This window comes from Deinococcus sp. KSM4-11, from assembly GCF_004801415.1.
Lineage (GTDB): Bacteria > Deinococcota > Deinococci > Deinococcales > Deinococcaceae > Deinococcus.
The window spans coordinates 515,703-532,475 of the sequence record NZ_SSNX01000001.1 but is presented as its reverse complement, the minus strand read 5'-3'; the positions used below and the strand labels follow the sequence as shown (position 1 = coordinate 532,475).

At 67.2% G+C, this 16,773-nt stretch carries 12 protein-coding genes; 4 read left to right on the top strand and 8 right to left on the bottom strand.

The window, feature by feature from the left end:
• Positions 1-32 precede the first annotated feature (32 nt).
• Positions 33-3,227 carry a DNA translocase FtsK gene (locus E7T09_RS02620; protein ID WP_136387569.1) on the top strand — a complete coding sequence of 1,065 codons (3,195 nt, stop codon included), beginning with the start codon at positions 33-35 and terminating at the stop codon, positions 3,225-3,227.
• Positions 3,228-3,445: 218 nt separating this feature from the next.
• Positions 3,446-5,371 (top strand): fasciclin domain-containing protein, encoded by a 1,926-nt coding sequence (locus E7T09_RS02615; protein WP_136387568.1) that lies wholly within the window; start codon positions 3,446-3,448, stop codon positions 5,369-5,371.
• A gap of 87 nt (positions 5,372-5,458) precedes the next feature.
• Here the strand turns inward: E7T09_RS02615 and E7T09_RS02610 are convergent, their stop codons facing one another.
• From E7T09_RS02610 to E7T09_RS02600, 3 genes are all read right to left on the bottom strand, one after another.
• Positions 5,459-6,310 carry a metallophosphoesterase gene (locus E7T09_RS02610; protein ID WP_136387567.1) on the bottom strand — a complete coding sequence of 284 codons (852 nt, stop codon included), beginning with the start codon at positions 6,308-6,310 and terminating at the stop codon, positions 5,459-5,461.
• A 66-nt stretch (positions 6,311-6,376) separates the two neighbouring features.
• Positions 6,377-7,642, bottom strand: coding sequence for an ABC transporter permease (locus E7T09_RS02605; protein WP_136387566.1), 1,266 nt, complete (start codon positions 7,640-7,642; stop codon positions 6,377-6,379).
• On the bottom strand, positions 7,632-8,381 hold the full coding sequence (locus E7T09_RS02600; protein WP_136387565.1) for an ATP-binding cassette domain-containing protein: 750 nt from the start codon (positions 8,379-8,381) through the stop codon (positions 7,632-7,634). Before E7T09_RS02600 ends, E7T09_RS02605 begins: the two co-directional genes overlap by 11 nt.
• 431 nt (positions 8,382-8,812) lie before the next feature.
• Here E7T09_RS02600 and E7T09_RS02595 point away from each other — a divergent pair, with 431 nt between their 5' ends.
• Together E7T09_RS02595 and E7T09_RS02590 are read left to right on the top strand one after the other, a co-directional pair.
• Positions 8,813-9,322 carry a transcriptional regulator gene (locus E7T09_RS02595; RefSeq protein ID WP_136387564.1) on the top strand — a complete coding sequence of 170 codons (510 nt, stop codon included), beginning with the start codon at positions 8,813-8,815 and terminating at the stop codon, positions 9,320-9,322.
• A gap of 109 nt (positions 9,323-9,431) precedes the next feature.
• Positions 9,432-9,761: a cyclic-di-AMP receptor gene (locus tag E7T09_RS02590; RefSeq protein ID WP_136387563.1), complete on the top strand. Its 330-nt coding sequence runs from the start codon at positions 9,432-9,434 to the stop codon at positions 9,759-9,761.
• A 10-nt stretch (positions 9,762-9,771) separates the two neighbouring features.
• Here E7T09_RS02590 and E7T09_RS02585 read toward each other — a convergent pair whose 3' ends face one another.
• The 5 genes from E7T09_RS02585 to E7T09_RS02565 all read right to left on the bottom strand — a co-directional run bounded on the left by E7T09_RS02585 (position 9,772) and on the right by E7T09_RS02565 (position 16,704).
• The gene (locus E7T09_RS02585) at positions 9,772-10,371 is read right to left on the bottom strand and encodes an HAD family phosphatase (RefSeq protein ID WP_136387562.1); all 600 of its coding nucleotides are present in this window, start codon (positions 10,369-10,371) and stop codon (positions 9,772-9,774) included.
• A 25-nt stretch (positions 10,372-10,396) separates the two neighbouring features.
• Complete coding sequence (gene polA / locus E7T09_RS02580; protein ID WP_136387561.1) at positions 10,397-13,183, bottom strand: DNA polymerase I; 2,787 nt, start codon at positions 13,181-13,183, stop codon at positions 10,397-10,399.
• Between the two features lie 48 nt (positions 13,184-13,231).
• Entirely contained in the window at positions 13,232-14,578 is a 1,347-nt protein-coding gene (gene glmM, locus E7T09_RS02575) for a phosphoglucosamine mutase (protein WP_136387560.1), read from the bottom strand.
• A 42-nt stretch (positions 14,579-14,620) separates the two neighbouring features.
• The gene (locus E7T09_RS02570) at positions 14,621-15,718 is read right to left on the bottom strand and encodes a DNA glycosylase AlkZ-like family protein (protein WP_240741577.1); all 1,098 of its coding nucleotides are present in this window, start codon (positions 15,716-15,718) and stop codon (positions 14,621-14,623) included.
• Between the two features lie 71 nt (positions 15,719-15,789).
• The gene (locus tag E7T09_RS02565; protein WP_136387559.1) at positions 15,790-16,704 is read right to left on the bottom strand and encodes a ferritin-like domain-containing protein; all 915 of its coding nucleotides are present in this window, start codon (positions 16,702-16,704) and stop codon (positions 15,790-15,792) included.
• Positions 16,705-16,773: the final 69 nt, after the last annotated feature.

Sequence of the window (16,773 nt, the reverse complement as noted above, 5' to 3'; positions counted from 1 at the left end):
TTCCCACGCCGTGGTGGGGTACACTGCGGCCCATGGCGAAAGCTCGTGCGAAAAGCGCACCCCCGGTCAGCCGCTTCGACGGTGAGGCACTTGGGCTTGTTCTGTTCGCCCTCGGTATTTTCCTGGCCGTGACCGTCCTGATGGGTGCCGGCGATCCTGTGCCGGGCCGCAGCACGGTGAGCCTCATGGCAGAGGCGCGCGCGGCCCTGCTGACGTGGCTGGGCTGGGGAGCCTATCTGCTGCCGCTGGTGCCCGTGGCGTACGGCGTGCTGGTGTTCCTGGGGCGCGACCTGCGGAACCTGACGCGCCGCGTGACGGGTGGCGTGATCGTCGTGCTGTCGGCCATGGCGGCACACGATGTGGTCGAGCCTGGCAGGGCCGGTCAGCTGGTGGAACTGGTGATGGCGCCACTGTTCCGGGCGATGAGTTATATGGCGGTCATCGTGCCAGTGGTGACGTTCACGCTCGGAGCGGAATTGATGCTGCGGCTGTCTCCCCTGTTCGTTCTCAAGGGCGTGTTCAGAAAGGTCAGCGTGCTGCTGGGCGGCGCGAGTGCCGGTGTGCAGGGCGTGATCGAGGCGCGGCAGGAGGGCCAGGGAGCCGCGCGGGCGCGGAGCGAGGCGCGGCAGACCCTCAGTGCCCAGGCACGTGAGCTAGACGCCCTACGCCGGCTCTATCCGGACTCGAAGGAGCTCCGCGCGCAGCACGAGGAGCTGCGGGCCACCCAGCGGAGCGTCCGATCGCTGGACGAGGCTGGACTCAAGCACCTCGACCGGGATCTGGCGGCGTGGCGGGAGGTCACGAAGACCTTCGTGGGAAATGCGGGTCGGGATCTGCGGGATCTGGTGGCGGGCGAAGCGCCGGAGGCAGGAGCCAACGTCGAAGCGCTCGCGAACGATCTGCGCGCGGGCCGGCACGAGCTGTGCGTGGAATTGCCGAGCACTTTGGCCAGCGGCACCCTGGAGCGGCTGCGCCGCTCGATGGTCATGGATCTGCAGCGTCTGGCCGGCCGCGCAGGCAAACTGGAGCGCGAACGCAAGCTGTCCGAGAAGGCGCTCGGGAAGGCCGACACGGGCATCCTGACGCGCGAATGGCCCGCGCACCGGGAACGCGTGGAGGGCTGGCAGGCGCTTACCTCGGAGTTCATCGTGTGGCAGGAGCGGGCGGTGAAATATGCAGGCTGGCCGGAACTCGCGGCCGCCTTCGACCGGGCACCCACGGAGGTGGCGGACGTACTGGCGAGCGCGCTGGCCGCCGATCCGGATGGCACGCTGGGCGACGCGGAGGAGTGGCAGGCCCGGCTGGCCCGCGCGCAGGAGGAAGCCCTGCGCCGGGCGGAGGCCATGAGCATGCCGCGCGACCCGGCACCGCCGCGTCTCGATTTCGATTTTTCCGGTGGACTGGACGCTGGCACGGAGCCTGTGCCTCAGGCGCCGGTCGCCTTCGGCGGGCTGTCCAGGTTCGACAGTTCCCCAAGCGCGATCGCCGTACTCCCGGCCCAGCGTCAGGTATCGCCCGGCGAGTCTGCCAGCGCCCTCGACCCATTCCACGGTTGGGAGGACGAAGATCTCCCCTTCGGCCCGGGGGGTTCGGAGACCCCGATGCCGGATGTCCCAGCTACCCTGGAGCCCGTTCCTCCACGGAAGGTCACGCCCTTGCTGGGCAGCGGCGGCGTGCAGGCGAAGGCGCCGAAGTCTCCAGCTGGCGCACCGTGGGACGAGGATTCCGAAGACGACGTCGCTGAACTTGCCATGCGGCCTGCCGTCGGCGCGCTCCCGCTAGCCCTGCCCGGCTACGACCTGCTCGATCCGGTACCGCTCGTGGGGGCGAACTCCGCCCAGCTCGACATGGCGGCACGACAACGGGCCGGGCTAATTGACGAGACCCTGCGGCACTTCAATCTGCAGGCCCGCGTGGTCGATTTCGCGCGCGGCCCTACGGTCACCCGCTACGAGATCGAACCTGCGCCGGGTGAGAAGATCAGCCGCATCGCCAGTCTCAGCAACGATCTGGCCCGCGCGCTGGCCGTGGGGGGCGTGCGTGTGGAGGCCCCGGTGCCCGGCAAGAGCGTGATCGGCCTGGAAGTGCCCAATACCGACCGTGAACCCGTGACCTTCCACCAGGCGGCGGCCGCCCCGTCGTTCCGGGCCACACGGGCGCGGCTGCCGGTGATTCTGGGCAAGAGCATCGACGGGGAACTGATGGTCGGAGACCTGGCGAAGATGCCGCACCTGCTGGTCGCGGGCAGCACCGGCAGCGGGAAGTCGGTGTGCGTGAACACCCTGATCACCTCGCTGCTGTTCAAGTACCTGCCGACCGAACTGCGCTTCCTGATGATCGACCCGAAAATGGTCGAACTGACGCCCTACGACGGCATTCCACACCTGGTACGGAGCGTCGTCACGAATCCGGTCGACGCGGCGGGTGTGCTGCTGGGCGCCGTGGCGCACATGGAACGGCGCTACAAGATGATGTCCCAGGTCGGCGCGAAGAACCTGGAGCAGTTCAACGCGAAGATGCGCCAGACGGGCGACGTGGAACTGCCGCACCTCGTCATCATCATCGACGAGCTTGCGGACTTAATGATCACAAGTCCCAAGGAGGTCGAGTCCGCGATCATGCGCCTCGCGCAGATGGCCCGCGCGACCGGCATGCACCTGATTCTGGCGACCCAGCGGCCCAGCGTGGACATCCTGACCAGCCTGATCAAGGTGAACGTCCCGGCGCGCATCGCCTTCGCGGTGAGCAGCAGCCACGATTCGCGCACGATCCTGGACGCCATGGGGGCCGAGCGCCTGACCGGTATGGGCGACATGTTGTACTACCAGCCGGGCCTAGTCAAACCGTTGCGGTTGCAGGGGCCGTACATCAGTGAACTGGAATCGGTGCGGATCACCGAGGAGTTACGGCGGCAGGTGTTCGAAGACGTATTCGTCGAGACCTACGGCGCGGACTTCGAGGGCGGCATCGAGGCCTCCGGCCCCACGACCGATCGGTCGAACATGGATTTCAGCGATCCCCTACTAAGGCAGGCCGCGCAGATCTGTATTGAGGAGGGCCAGGGCAGTGTGTCCCGACTGCAGCGGCGCCTGTCAGTCGGTCATGCCCGCGCAGGCAAACTGATGGATCTGCTCGAGGCCATGGGCATCGTCAGCAAGCACCAGGGCAGCAAACCACGCGACGTGCTGGTCACCGAGGCGGATCTACCGGACTACTTCGGGAAGTAGGGCGGCCCTCAAGCAGCTGGTGGGCTTGAATCGTTCAGCGGCAATTGCAGGAACTGACCCGTTGCACGAATGAGGCGACCGTGAGAGGTCACCCAAATCCCGGCGTGCGTTCATTTAGACGACCTGCGTACCTGACGCCATTGGTTGCATTTCCAGACGTTCTGGGGAAGATTGGGACTCGGACAATTGGCAATCCAGTTTCACTCAGAGGTGATTTGATGAAGAAGCAAACCAGCTTGCTCACGCTCGGCCTGATGCTTGCCACCCCGGCGCTCGCCGGTGGTGGCGGCGCTCCAGCTGCTCCCGCCACTCCCGCCGCCTGCAAGACCATCGCGCAGATCGTCATGGGCGACCCGAACTTCAGCACGCTCGCCACGGCGCTCGATTCGGCCGGCCTGACCCAGACGCTCCAGAGCGGTGAGTACACGGTGTTCGCGCCCACCAACGGCGCCTTCGCGAAACTGCCGAGCGACACGCTGGCCGCTGCGCTGAATGACCCGGCCATGCTCAAGTCGATCCTGCTGTACCACGTGGTGAAGGGCAAGGCCCCGGCGGCGAAGGTCGTCACCATGTCGAGTGCCACCACCCTGGAAGGTTCCAGCGTCCTGATCACCGTCAACGGCAAATCCGTGATGGTCGACAACGCCAACGTGACCAAGACCGATGTGATGGCCTGCAACGGTATCGTCCATGTGATCGACACCGTGCTGATGCCCGCGATGGACACGGCGGCCCCGGCTGTGACCGAGCCTGCACCCGTGGCCGAGGCGGCGCCTGCTCCCGCCCCTGCCCCAGCGGCGGCGGCCGACGCGACCCCGGCTCCGGCCGCACCGGCCGCAGATGCCACCCCTGCGCCCGCTCCGGCGACGGATGCTGCGCCTGCAGCCGTGGATATTTCCTCGATTCCGGCGCTTCCGCTGAGCGGCGCGACCATCACGACCGACACGGCCACGGCGAGTGATACAGCCACCACGACGACCGACACGACCGAGGCCGCCACCACGGACGCCACGGCTACCACGGACGCTGCCGCCACGACCGACGCGACGGCGACCGATACGACGGCCACGGCGACGACCACAACGGATACCGCCACCACCGCAGCCGATGCCACCGCGACCACCACAGACACGACGGCCGCCGCGGACACCAGCGCCCAGGCGGACGACAGCATGGCCAGCAACACGCTGTACGACGTGATCGTGAACGATGACCGCTTCACCACGTTGCGCGACCTGCTCAGCGATGCGGGCCTGACCGACGTGATCATGGCCAACGAGTACACCATCTTCGCTCCGACGAACGCCGCCTTCGACGCTCTGGATCAGGATCAGCTGGCCCTGATTGCCAGCGATCCCGCCACGCTCAAGAAGGTGCTGATGTACCACGTGGTCGTCGGCAAGCAGACCGGTGAGCAGCTCGCCGCGCTCAAGCAGGTCGCCAGCGCCGAGGGGGACAGCATCAACGTCTCCTCGGATGGCACCATGCAGATGGTCGGCGATGCGAAGGTGGACGGCGCGCCCATCGAAGCCAGCAACGGCACCGTCTTCGTGATCGACAAAGTGCTCCTGCCGCCCAACCTCGTGATTCCTACGGCTCCTGCTGCCACGGTAGACACCACTGCAGCCACCACCACCACCACAGATACGGCTGCGGCCGCTACCACGACCACGGCGACCACCACCACGGCGACCACCACCACGGCAGCTCCCGCGAACGTCGTGGCGTTGCTTCAGGGTCTGCCGCAGTACAGCACGCTCGTGTCGCTGATCCAGAAAGCTGGGCTGGCCGACACGCTGGCCACCGGTGACTACACCGTCTTTGCGCCGACCAACGATGCCTTCGCCAAGGTGCCGCAGGCGACTCTGGACACGCTCAATGCTGATCCGGCCAAACTTAAGCAGGTGCTGCTGTTCCACGTCGTGAGCGGCAAGGTGGTGGACGCCGGCCTGAACGTGGCGCAGCTCAAGAGCCTGGAAGGTAGCAGCATCGACCTGAAGGGCGACGGTGGCAACGTGATGCTGGGTGTCCTTAACGGCACCACCATCACCGGTGCCATGCTGGCGAACTCGGTGCCCATGACGGCCGGCAACAGCGTTGTGTACAGCATCGACGCCGTGCTTATCCCCCCGACCCTGAAATAACAGCCCACAGACGAAGGCCCGCTCCAGCGTTGGAGCGGGCCTTCGTCTGTGAACCACTACAGCGGACAGGCCAAGACTGTTCCCGAGTCAGTAAAGGGGCGTGAGCTGGCCGTTCAGAAATCGGTTCCAGGTCTCCGGCGTGCGCTGGAGGCTTCCCACTTCCGTCCACTCCCAGTACGGCGTGTAGAGGCTGCGGGCACTGAGGAGTTCCTCCAGGAAGATGGTGGCACTCAGGCCCGTGCCCAGCAGGCCGCTGGTCTGGAAGCGCCCGATGACGCCGCTGCGGTCGTAGGGTACTGCGCGGAACTCGGCGTCCCAGCCAGTCAAGGTGGCCGTGAGCAGCAGGTACTGGGCTCTGGGGTCGCCATTGGCGGGAAAGCCGACTGCGCCCGTGTTCATGACGACTGCGCCTGCTGTAGTGGAGTGCGCCGGGCGGTGGATGTGTGAGCCGATCAGAACGTCATAGACGGAACCGTCGGCCGCCTGCCGGAGAGCTGTCACGCGCTCCGGGCGGGTTCGTTCGCTGAGCCCTTCACGGTAATGCTCCGAGGTGCCGTGGGCGATCAGCACGCGAGGCAGGCCGGGTTCATCCAGCACAAGGGTGTGTGGCCAATCCTGCGGCACATGCAGCAGGCCGGCCCGGTCGAGTTGCTCGGTGCTCCACGCGGTGGCCCCCCAGAAGGGATCGTCGAACCAGTCGGCGGGCAGGGTGGCGCTGCGCGTCTGCCACAGCCGGAGCAGGTCGTCGTGGTTTCCCAAGGTGAAGCGGACGCCAGGCTCGGCGAGCAGGCGGGTCATGACCTCCACGGAATCGGGGCCACGGTTCACGACGTCGCCGTTGACGATCACGCGCTCCGCGCCCTGCTGGTGGGCGTCCCGCAGCACGGCGTCGAGGGCGTCTGCGTTTCCGTGAATGTCCGCGATGATCGCCAGGCGCATCGCCGTGCATTGTAGGTCGCTCCAGCGTGCCGTCCGGCAGGCGGGTGTCCCTCGGGCACCGGCCGATCAGTTCCTGAAGATGATTTCCTCGCGGTTGAACGAGCGGCGGGCCAGCAGGCCCAGGAGGGTAGTGCCCACCAGGTTCGCGAGGATTGCCACGCCGACGTGAGAGAGGGTCACGCTGCCCCGCACGATTTCCAGCAGGGTGAGCATGCCGCCGAACAGCGGCAGGGCGTACAGGCCGGTGTTCAGTGTGAGGAAGTCGCTGAACTGCAACATCACGGCGGGCAGCACGATCGCCAGGGAGAGGGGCGCGATGTACGTCTGCGCTTCCTTGAACGACCGGGCGTAGATTCCGACCGTGATGAGCAGGGCGCTGATCAGAAGCGCGGCGCTCAGGGCGACGCCCAGCAGGGCCAGGGCGCCGCCGACCCCTAGGGTCAGTTGACCACCCATCGCCTGCGTGATCTCGGCGCTCGCTCCGCTGCGGCCCCGTGTGAACACGCCGACCAGCAGGCCGCTGAGGATGAAGCCGAGCACGCTGAAGCACGCGCTGGTCAGGGCTGTGATGGTCGTGGCGAGCAGTTTCCCGGCCACGACCTCCCCCCGCCGCACCGGCGCGACCAGCAGGCTTTCGAGAGTGCCGCGTTCCTTTTCTCCGGCGGTGGCGTCCACGGCGGTCGCCATGGCCCCGCTGAGAATGAATTGCAGCATCAGCATGGGTACCAGGAACGCGAGCTGTCCGCTGCGCTGTTCCTGCGGCGGACTCGCGTCCACGCTCTTGAGCGTGACGGGCGTGAGAACACCGGCATCCAGGCCCATGGTCTTCAGGCGGTCGAGGGTCAGGGTGCGGTTGTAGGCGTTCACCACGTCCTGCACCTTCGAGTAGGCGCCCGCCTGGGCGCGCATGTTGTTCAGCTTGGCGTAGACCTCCAGGGTGCCCTGGGCGTGCCCAGCCTGCGTAGGAATGGGCGTGGCGGGCTGCACGGCGGCGTCCACCGTCCCGGACTGCACGGCGGCGCGAGCATCCGGCACCGGCTCTAGGATCACGCCGGCGCGGACGAGCGTGCCGTCGGCCAACGTCTCGTCCTTGGTGAGGGCGGCGCGCAGGGCGGGCGGCAGCTCACCGACCACCCCGAGTTTCTGGCGTTCCTGCTGCTGCCCGCCAATAAAACTGCCCAGCATGAGGGGAAGGCCCAGGGTGAACAGCGGGATCAGGATCATGGGCATGAGGATCGTAGCGTTCAGCGTGCGCCGGTCACGGATGGTGGAGAGCAGGTCGCGCGCCGCGATCTGCCACACCAGGGCCGGGCGGAGGCGTTCAGACGGCATGGGCAGCTCCCTGGCGGTCATCGTGACCCTGGACGAGTTCGAAGAAGGCGCGTTCCAGCGTGCGCTCCCCGGTGGCCTCCAGCACCTCCGGGATGGTGCCGACCGTCAGGAGCTGGCCCTGGTGCAGGATCGCCACGCGGTCGCAGACTTCCTCAGCCTCACTCATGACGTGCGTGGAGTACAGCGTGAGACGGCCCGGCGCGCGGCTGGCCTGCACGAAATCGAGCAGGGTGCGCCGGGCGAAGATGTCCAGGCCGCTGGCGGCCTCGTCAAGGATCAGCACGGCCGGATCATGCAGTACCGCGCGGGCAATCACGACCTTCTGCTTCATGCCCGACGAGTATTCGCCCGCCCGGACGTCCAGGGTGCGGCCCAGTTCCAGGCGGGTGTCGAGTTCCACGATGCGGGCTTCCGTCTGCACCTTCCCCATTCCGTAGAGACCAGCGAAGGATCGCAGCACCTCCCGGCCCGTGAGGCGGGCGGGCAGGCCCATACCGCCGTTCACGACGCCCACAATGCGCCTCACCGCTTCCGGATCCTTCAGCAGGTCGATCCCGTTCACGGTGCCGCTGCCGCTGGTGGGCCGCAGCAACGTCGCCAGAATCCGGAGCAGGGTCGTCTTGCCCGCGCCGTTGGGGCCGAGCAGCCCGAAGACTTCCGCGTCGGCGGCGCGGAGTGAGACGCCCCGCAGTGCCTGGTAGGTGCCATAGGTCTTGGTGATGTCGTGCAGTTCAAGCATGCGTCTCCCGTGCGGACGTGGAGGTGTCCGGTGCAGGGTACGCGCTCGCGGGGTGTGACGTTGCATGGTCTGCGAACGGCCCTTTCGATAATCACCGCACAGCCCAACGGAGCACCGGCCGCCAGCAGTCTGAATCGTTCAAGTTGTCCAGCAAATCGGGACGGTATTTTCACATGAAAGTGCCGTGCACCGCGCGACCCAGCGCAACCGCACCGGCATTTCTGCCCTCAAGATCAATGTCAACACCCCATTCACTCATCCAAAATGAGAGAAAAAATGAATATAATAGGAAAGTTGCGCTGAACGGTGCACTTGTACTCGGTTCACTGCCTGGCTTGCCCCTTCCCGACACCCCAGCCGGTCAATGAACACCCCTCAACCTGCGGCCATACCCGACAAGGATCATGCCGCAGTGCCCCACGGAGGCCCGCATGTTCAATCCCCCCACCCTTGAAGACCTGCAGGAAACCCGCCGCGCCAACGAGAAGTTGGTGCTGCGCGCTCTTGAAAGCAAGCCCGAATGGGTCGAGACCGAACTCGCCAAAACCACCAGCCTCGCGCTGTCTCACCTGCGCGCCGCGCTCGCCAGCCTGCTTGACCAGGGTCGTGTGCGCCGCCTCCCCGGCACCGGCACCCGCGCCGTCTACGGCCTCGCCGACCCCGGTCTGGCCGACGTGCCGGCCACGCCCCTGACCATCGACGCCAAGAAAGTCCGTGACTACCTCGAAGGCCGCGCCGACTCTGCCCTGTATATGAGCGAGCAGCTGCGCCTGACCCGCGAGGACGTCATGGCCGCCCTGAGCCTGCTGAATGCGCACGGCATGATCACCTGCACCTTCGTGGGCAGCCTGGTGATCTTCCGCCTGAAAGAAACGCAGGCGCTTGGACAGGAACAGGCCGCCGCCGAGAAGCCCACCACCCGCAAGAAGCAGGTCGCCTGAGCGCACGCCCGGACACCACGACGAGCCCCCAGACCGGGGGCTTTTTCGTTGCTGACAGACGTTCTGGCCCTGACCGTATCCGCACACGGCATTTGATATCCTGCCCGGCATGAAGCTGGTTCTCGCTGTGATTCAGGACGCCGATGCCTCCGCGCTCATGCGCGTCCTGGCCGACCACTCCTTCGACGTCACCAAGCTCGCCAGCACCGGCGGCTTTCTGCGCGAGGGCAACACCACCCTGATGATCGGCGTCAGCGATGAGCGCATGGAGGATCTCAAGAAACTCGTCCGCCAGACCTGCCGCACCCGCACCCGCCTGGTCGCCCCCAGCGTTCCCATGGGCGAGCAGAACGAGAGCATGGTCAGCGATCCCGTTGAGGTGCCCGTGGGCGGCGCGGTGATGTTCGTGATGGGTGTTCAGGAATTCGTCAAGGTCTGAAGCCAGGCCTTCAAATGACACCCAGCGCCGCCAGCTCTTCTTGGAGCTGCGCGGCGCTCACGTACTGCACCGCCTGCATGCCCACCGACCGGGCCGCTTCCACGTTCTGCGCGCGGTCGTCGATCATCACGGCCTCGTCCGGCCGGACGTTGGCGAGGCTCAGGCCCAGGCGGTAGATCGCCGGGTTCGGCTTCATCACCCCCAGGTAGCACGAGGTAAAGAAGCCCAGCAGGACGTCATGCAGGCCGTACGTGCGGATGCGGCAGTCGTTCAGGTCTGCGCCCTCGTTGTTCAGCGAATAGCACCGGTGCCGCTGCGACAGGTCACGGGCCAACGCCAGAGCGTCCTCGTGCGGCTGACTCTCAGCTTCCATCGCCGTACGGAAGGCCTCGCGGGTGAAGTCGCGAGGCGCGTAGAACACCGTCTGAGACAGGTACTCGTCGAGCGTCATCCGGCCCAGTTCCAGCTCCGGCACAGCCAGCTTGTGGCGCTCCGTAAACTCGGTGACGTCCAACCCGAACCGGCGGATCACATCGGCCCTCTGTTCCCGATCCCAGCCGTTCGTGAGCAGCACCCCGCCGATATCCCAGAACAATGCCCTGATGGTCATGGCCGCAGGCTACCCTGCCACAGCATCACTTCGTGTCGTACCAGTTCGGCCCCACGCCGACCTCGACGGCCAGTGGCACCTTGAGCTGCGCGGCTCCTTCCATGAGTTCCTTGGTGATGGCCGCCACGGCGTCGGCCTTGTCCTCGGGCGCCTCGATCAGCAGTTCGTCGTGGACTTGCAGCAGTAAGCGCGCGCCCAGCGCATCGAGTTCCCGGTCAAGCTTGATCATGGCGAGTTTGATGATGTCGGCGGCGGTGCCCTGGATCGGCATGTTGTACGCGAGCCGTTCGCCCGCCTCACGCAGCGTGCGGTTGGTGGCCACGAGTTCCGGCACGTAGCGGCGGCGACCGTAGAGGGTCTCGACGTAGCCGTGCTGCCGGCCGAAGTCCAGGGTGCGGTCGATGTAGCCCCGGATGCCGGGGTAGGTGCTGAAGTACACCTCGATGAAGCCGGCGGCGTCGGCATACGGAATGCCCAGGTCATTCGACAGACGGTGGGCGCTCATGCCGTACAGCACGCCGAAGTTCACGGTCTTCGCGGCCCGCCGCTGGTTCGCGGTGACGGTCGCTTCGTCCAGGCCAAGGACCTGGGACGCGGTGCGGCGGTGGATGTCCGCGCCTTCGAGGAAGGCTTGCTGCATCAGCGGATCGTCGGCAATGTGTGCCAGGAGGCGCAGTTCGATCTGCGAGTAGTCGGCGCTGATCAGGCAGTACCCGTGATCCGCGATGAAGCCCTTGCGGATCTCGCGGCCGGTCTCGCTGCGGATGGGAATGTTCTGTAGGTTCGGGTTGAGGCTGCTCAGGCGGCCCGTGGCCACCGCCGCCTGCGCGAAGGTGGTGTGCAGCCGGTTCGTGCGCGGGTTCACGAGGTTCGGCAGCGGGTCGAGGTAGGTGCCGCGCAGTTTTTCCAGTTCACGGTATTCCAGCAGGGCGGGAATAATCGGGTGCTCGTCCCGCAGGGGTTCCAGCGCAGCCACAGCGGTGCTGCGCTTGCCGGTCAGTTTGGTCTTCTTGCCGCTGGCGAGGCCGAGTTCGTCGTACAGCACCGCCTCAAGCTGATCGCGGCTGCGGATCTGGAATTCGCGCCCGGCCAGCGAGTGGATCTGCGCCTCCAGCGTGGCGAGCCGCTGGCCGGTGGACGCGCTCAGGCTGCGCAGGTACTCGCTGTCAAGCCTTACGCCGCGCACCTCCATGCGGGCCAGGACGCTGGAGAGCGGCACCTCCATGTCGTGGTAGAGGGTGGTCCGGGGGGCGTCGAGCTGACCAGGGAGGATGTCCAGCAGGTGGGCCGTCTGGGCGGCGCGGCCGGCGGCATCGGCGGGCCAGGAGGTCTTGAGGTAGCGCTCGGCCACGGCGGTCATGGTGGTGTTGGCCGGGTCGAGCAGGTAGGCCATCAGCAGGGGGTCGTCGCCGGGTTCAACGTTCAGGCCGCGCACGCTCAGGTGGGTCGCCAGCGCTTTCGCTGCAGCGGCAGTGACCCGCTTCTGGCCAATAAATTCCCCATCGTCCACGGTGGCAGGGAACTGGTCGCGGAGTTTCGCGGCCGCCTTCTCGACCTCACGCTGCGCCTTCTCCGCTGCCTTCTGCTGCGTCTTGGTGAGGGGCGCCGCCGCCTCCGGCTCGCCGAACAGACCCACCGGCGTGGCGTAGACCGCGGCCTTCTTCCACTCGTCGGGTTCGTGGGTGGGGGCTGTCCTGACCGTTCCGGGCCCGTCACCGGCTTCGAAGACGGCGGCCCCGACGAGCTCGGCGGTCAGGTCGTCCTCGCGGGACAGCACGTACCCCCACACGACGTTCTGGCCCGGCGTTCTCCACGGCTGCACCTCTGGGGTGGGCAGCGGCCCGTGCCCTGGGTCGCGTTCCGGGTGGGCCGGGCCGGACTGCTCGCGTTGATCGTGAATGGAGTCCGGCATGGACGCGTCGCGGGCATCCAGGCTGGCCAGCGCCCGCCGCACCGCGTGCAGATCGAGTTCCGTCAGCAGTTCTTCCAGCCGCGCTGGATTGCCGGGCAGTCGGCCGGTGCCGAGCTCCACCTTCAGCGGCAGATCCGTGACCATGCAGGACAGTTCGTGGCTGAACTTCACGTTCTGCTCGGAGTCCAGCAGCTTCTGGCGGGTGCCGTCGGGCTTCAGGGTACCGGCCCTGGCCGCTTCATAGATGCCCTCCAGGCTGCCGTATTCCTGGAGCAGCTTCGAGGCGGTCTTGGGGCCGATGCCCTTCGCGCCGGGGATGTTGTCGCTGGCGTCGCCGGTCAGGGCCCGGTAGTCCACCCACTGACGCACGGTCACGCCGTACTTCTCAAAGACCTCGTCCGGGCCGATCAGCGAAAAATCGTTGGTGATGACGCGGACGTGGTCGTCAAGCAGCTGGTAGGCGTCGCGGTCACTCGTCACAATCCTCACCTGCATGCCCGTGCCCTCGGCCATGCGGGTCAGGGTGGCGATCACGTCGTCGGCCTCGTAGCCGGGTTCCTCCAGGCGGGGCAGCCCCACGGCGTCCACGATCTCGCGGATGCGATCCACCTGCCGGTGCAGGTCGGGCGGCGTTTCCGCACGCCCGGCCTTGTACCCGTCGAACTGCTCGTGCCGGAAGGTCTTGACCGGCGGGTCGAACACCACGATGACCTGGTTGGAGCGCTGCTTCGCAAGCCGCAGCGTCAGGCTCATGAAGCCGTGGATGGCGTCGGTCGCCTCGCCGTGCGCGTTCGTGAGGCGCGGGACGTTCGGTTCGCCCCGCCGCAGCGCGAAAAGGGAACGGAAGGCCAGCGCATGCCCGTCGATCAGCACCAGCGTGTCGGGAGAGCCGGAGGTCATACCGGCCATTCTACTGTGAACGTAATGCGGCCCCGCTGTGGGCGGCGTTCACACGGTGCGCTGTCCGCGCGTCTCGACCAGGGCTGCGAGTTCCCGCGCGATTTCATGGATCTCCTCGCTGTCCTGGCCCTCCACCATGACCCGGATCAGGTTCTCCGTGCCGCTGGGACGCAGGTTCACGCGGCCCCGCCCGGCCAGCCGCGCCTCGGCGGACTCGACCGCCGCCTGCACGACCTCGTCGCGGGCAATGGCTTTCTTGTCGCCCACACGCACGTTCACCAGGGTCTGGGGAAACATGACGAGATCATCGTGCAGCGTGTCGAGGGTCGTGCCCTGGCTCTGCATGCTCGCCAGCGTGAGCAGGGCGGTCAGGACGCCGTCCCCGGTGGGAGACACGTCCAGGAACAGGATGTGCCCGCTCTGCTCGCCGCCCAGGTGCAGTTCCTGCCCATGCAGCCGCTCGTGCACGTAGCGGTCGCCGACGGCCGTGCGCTCCAGGGGAATGCCGGACTCCTGGAGTTTCACCTCCAGCGCCATGTTCGCCATGATGGTGGTGACCACGGCCTTCTCGCCGCGCGCGCGGGCGTTCAGCAGCAGCATGTGGTCGCCGTGCACCACGTTGCCGCGCGAATCGACGAACAGGGCGCGGTCGGCATCACCGTCGAAGGCCACGCCCAGGTCGTAGGGGCCATCCCGGACGATGGCCTGAAGGTGCTCCAGGTGCGTGCTGCCACAGCCCCGGTTGATGTTGTGGCCGTCCGGGGTGGTGTACACGGCGAACACGTCCGCGCCCGCCGCCTGGAACACGCGTGGGGCCACCCGGAAGGCCGCGCCGTTCGCGCAGTCCAGCGCGATCCGCTGGCCCCGCAGGTTCGGCGCGTGCGACTTGAGGTACTCGACATACAGCCGCTCCGCCTCGGTGTAGTTGGTCACGCTGCCCATCCGCACGCCGGTCACGGGGGCCAGTGTGGTCACCCGGTCGAGGGCGGCCTCGATGTCCAGTTCGGTCGTGTCGCTGAGTTTCTGGCCGTCTGCGCCGAAGAATTTGATGCCGTTGTCCTCGTAGGGATTGTGCGAGGCGCTGATCACCACGCCCGCATCGGCCTTCAGGTGCCGGGTCAGGTAGCTGACGCCAGGCGTCGGAAGGACGCCGACGTGCACGACATCGACCCCACGGCTCGTGAGGCCCGCTGCCAGGGCGGCCTCCAGCATGTCGCCGCTCTGCCGGGTGTCCTTACCGATCACCACGCGGGCCTTAGGGCGGCCCTGCAGGAGAACCTCGCCGGCGGCGGCGCCTAGGCCCATCACCCACGCGGCCGTCAGTGGAAACTCGCCGGCCACGGCCCGGACACCGTCTGTGCCGAAGTATTTGCGTTCCGTTGCTGCTGCGCTCATATCCAGCCCATCATAGGCGTCTGAGTGTCGTGTGGATCATGCTCAGGTGGGGAGGCCAAGAAACGCCCGGTACCGGTTCAGTTCCACGTCGATGCCGCGACGCAAGGCCCCGGTCTCGCGAATGCCTGGGGCCAGTCCGATCTCCGAGAGGAGATCTCCCCCTTCCACTTTCAGGTTCGCCCAGCCGACCGCCTTCTCGGCCTGAAACACTGGGAGCGCGTAGTAGCCCATGGTGCGCTTGGCGGGCGGCGTGTACGCCTCGAAGCGGTACGCCCAGCCGTGCAGGTGCTCGAACCGGCGGCGATCCCACACCAGGGGATCGAAGGGACTGACGATCCGGACTCCGCGTGGTGTGGGAGCCGCGTGCGGATTGCGTTCCGGGAGCCAGACGTACTTCACGCCGCTGACTTTCGCCGCGCCAAGTTCCTCCTTGACCGCGTGGCGGAAGGCGGCCCGCAGGGGTGAGCGCAGGTGCGGCAGGCCGAAACCCGACAGCGAGATCAGGTGGCCCAGACTGGCCTCCGGCAGTGGGCCGTACAGCGCGGCCAGCAGGTGGACGACAGCGCGCAGCCGCTCAGGGTCGGGCAATGGAGCCGCGCGGACGCCGTGCAGATGCTGGGCGACACCGTACACGCGCACGCCTCCAGCGCGGCGGGTCACGCGGGCCTCGCCCCGGTAATGCAGGGCATCGAGAGCACGCGTGGTGGCGCTGCTCTGCCCGCCCCAGTAGTTGGTGGCCGTGCGGGCGCCGAGCGCCGCGATCACGTCCTTCGGGTGAAGTTCGCCACGCTCGTTCAGGAGCGTCCTCACCTCATCCAGCAGTTCCGGATGTTCCCGCTCGATGCGCGTGGACGCGACCTCGCGCGGGTGCAGCATGGCCTGCACGTGGCGGGGCATGAACCCGTAATTGGGGATCATGTCCTCCTCGACATCCAGCGTGGGGTAGAGCCGTTCCAGATCGCCGGCCCGGTAGCCGGACACGCGCTGCATCAGGGTGAGATCCTGCGCGCGGGCGGGCGCGCGGATCGGGTCGGCCTGCACGAAGCCCATGTGGTTCAGGGCCGCCTGGAGAGTCGCCTGGCGTTCCAGGGTTCGGCGGGCCGCCGCGCGCAGGGCCGCTGGAGTGAGGTCGCGGGTCACCCGCCCAGGCTAACGCGGAACGAATAAAGGGCGGCCCGGAACCATGTCCGGGCCGCCCGCAGGAGCAGGGCTTACTTGATGCTGCCGTTCAGGCCGTTCGGGTAAAAGCCGCCCTTGTGTGCGCCGGGGGCCAGGTACACGATGTTCAGCACTTCGCGCGTGCTGCGGGAGAAGGCCACGCCGTTCGAGTCGGCCGGGGCGATAACCGCCATGCCCTTCGCGTCGGTGAGACCCATGTCCTTGCCGCCGCCGACCTTGCCGCGCAGGTTGCTGATCGCCTGGACGACCTGACCCACGTACAGGCCCGCCGCCGCCGTGACCTGGCGCTGCTGGTACAGCATGGCGCGGATGGCGCCGCCGTGGTACGCCTCGACCGCCAGGATGCCCGCCGCCGCCTGGAGGTACGCGGGGTTGGTGATCAGCGTGGCCGCGCCGTTGTAGGCGGTGACGCCCACATCCTCGAAGATGAACGCGCCGTGCAGGAAGAACAGGTCGGCCGCGTAGGGGTTGAAGCCCTTGATCGCGCCGCCCGAGGCCGCCTGCCCGGCCGCGTCGAAGGCACCGGCCAGGTCGATCACGGGGCGCATGGCGGCACCCTTGCCGAGCGCGCCGTGCAGGAACTTCACGTGCGACAGCTCATCCTCGGCGATGTCGTTGGCGAGGGCCTGCACGCCGCTGTCCTTGAACTGCATGCCGCGCATCATGTCCAGGCTGGCGGGCAGCTTGATCTCGGCGTCGCCGCCGATGGCCTTGAGTTCCGACAGGCGGCCCACGGCGGCCAAGTAGAAGGCGGCCTCCAGGTATTCGAGGTTCAGGGCGAAGTTCAGGACGTCGCCATCGATGTTCTTCGTGGGTGCCGCCAGCGCGCCGGTGCCGGCGAGGCCCAGGGCGGCGGTGCCCATCCCGATCTTGCCGAGGAAGCCCATGGCGGCGCGGCGGTTCATGCCTTCGGGGGTGCTGGTGTTCTGGTCGTCAATGTTCGTCATGATCGTCTCCTGCTTACGGGGTGTGACCGGCCTCGGCGCACGCCAGGATGGCGTGAACCTCGATCAGGT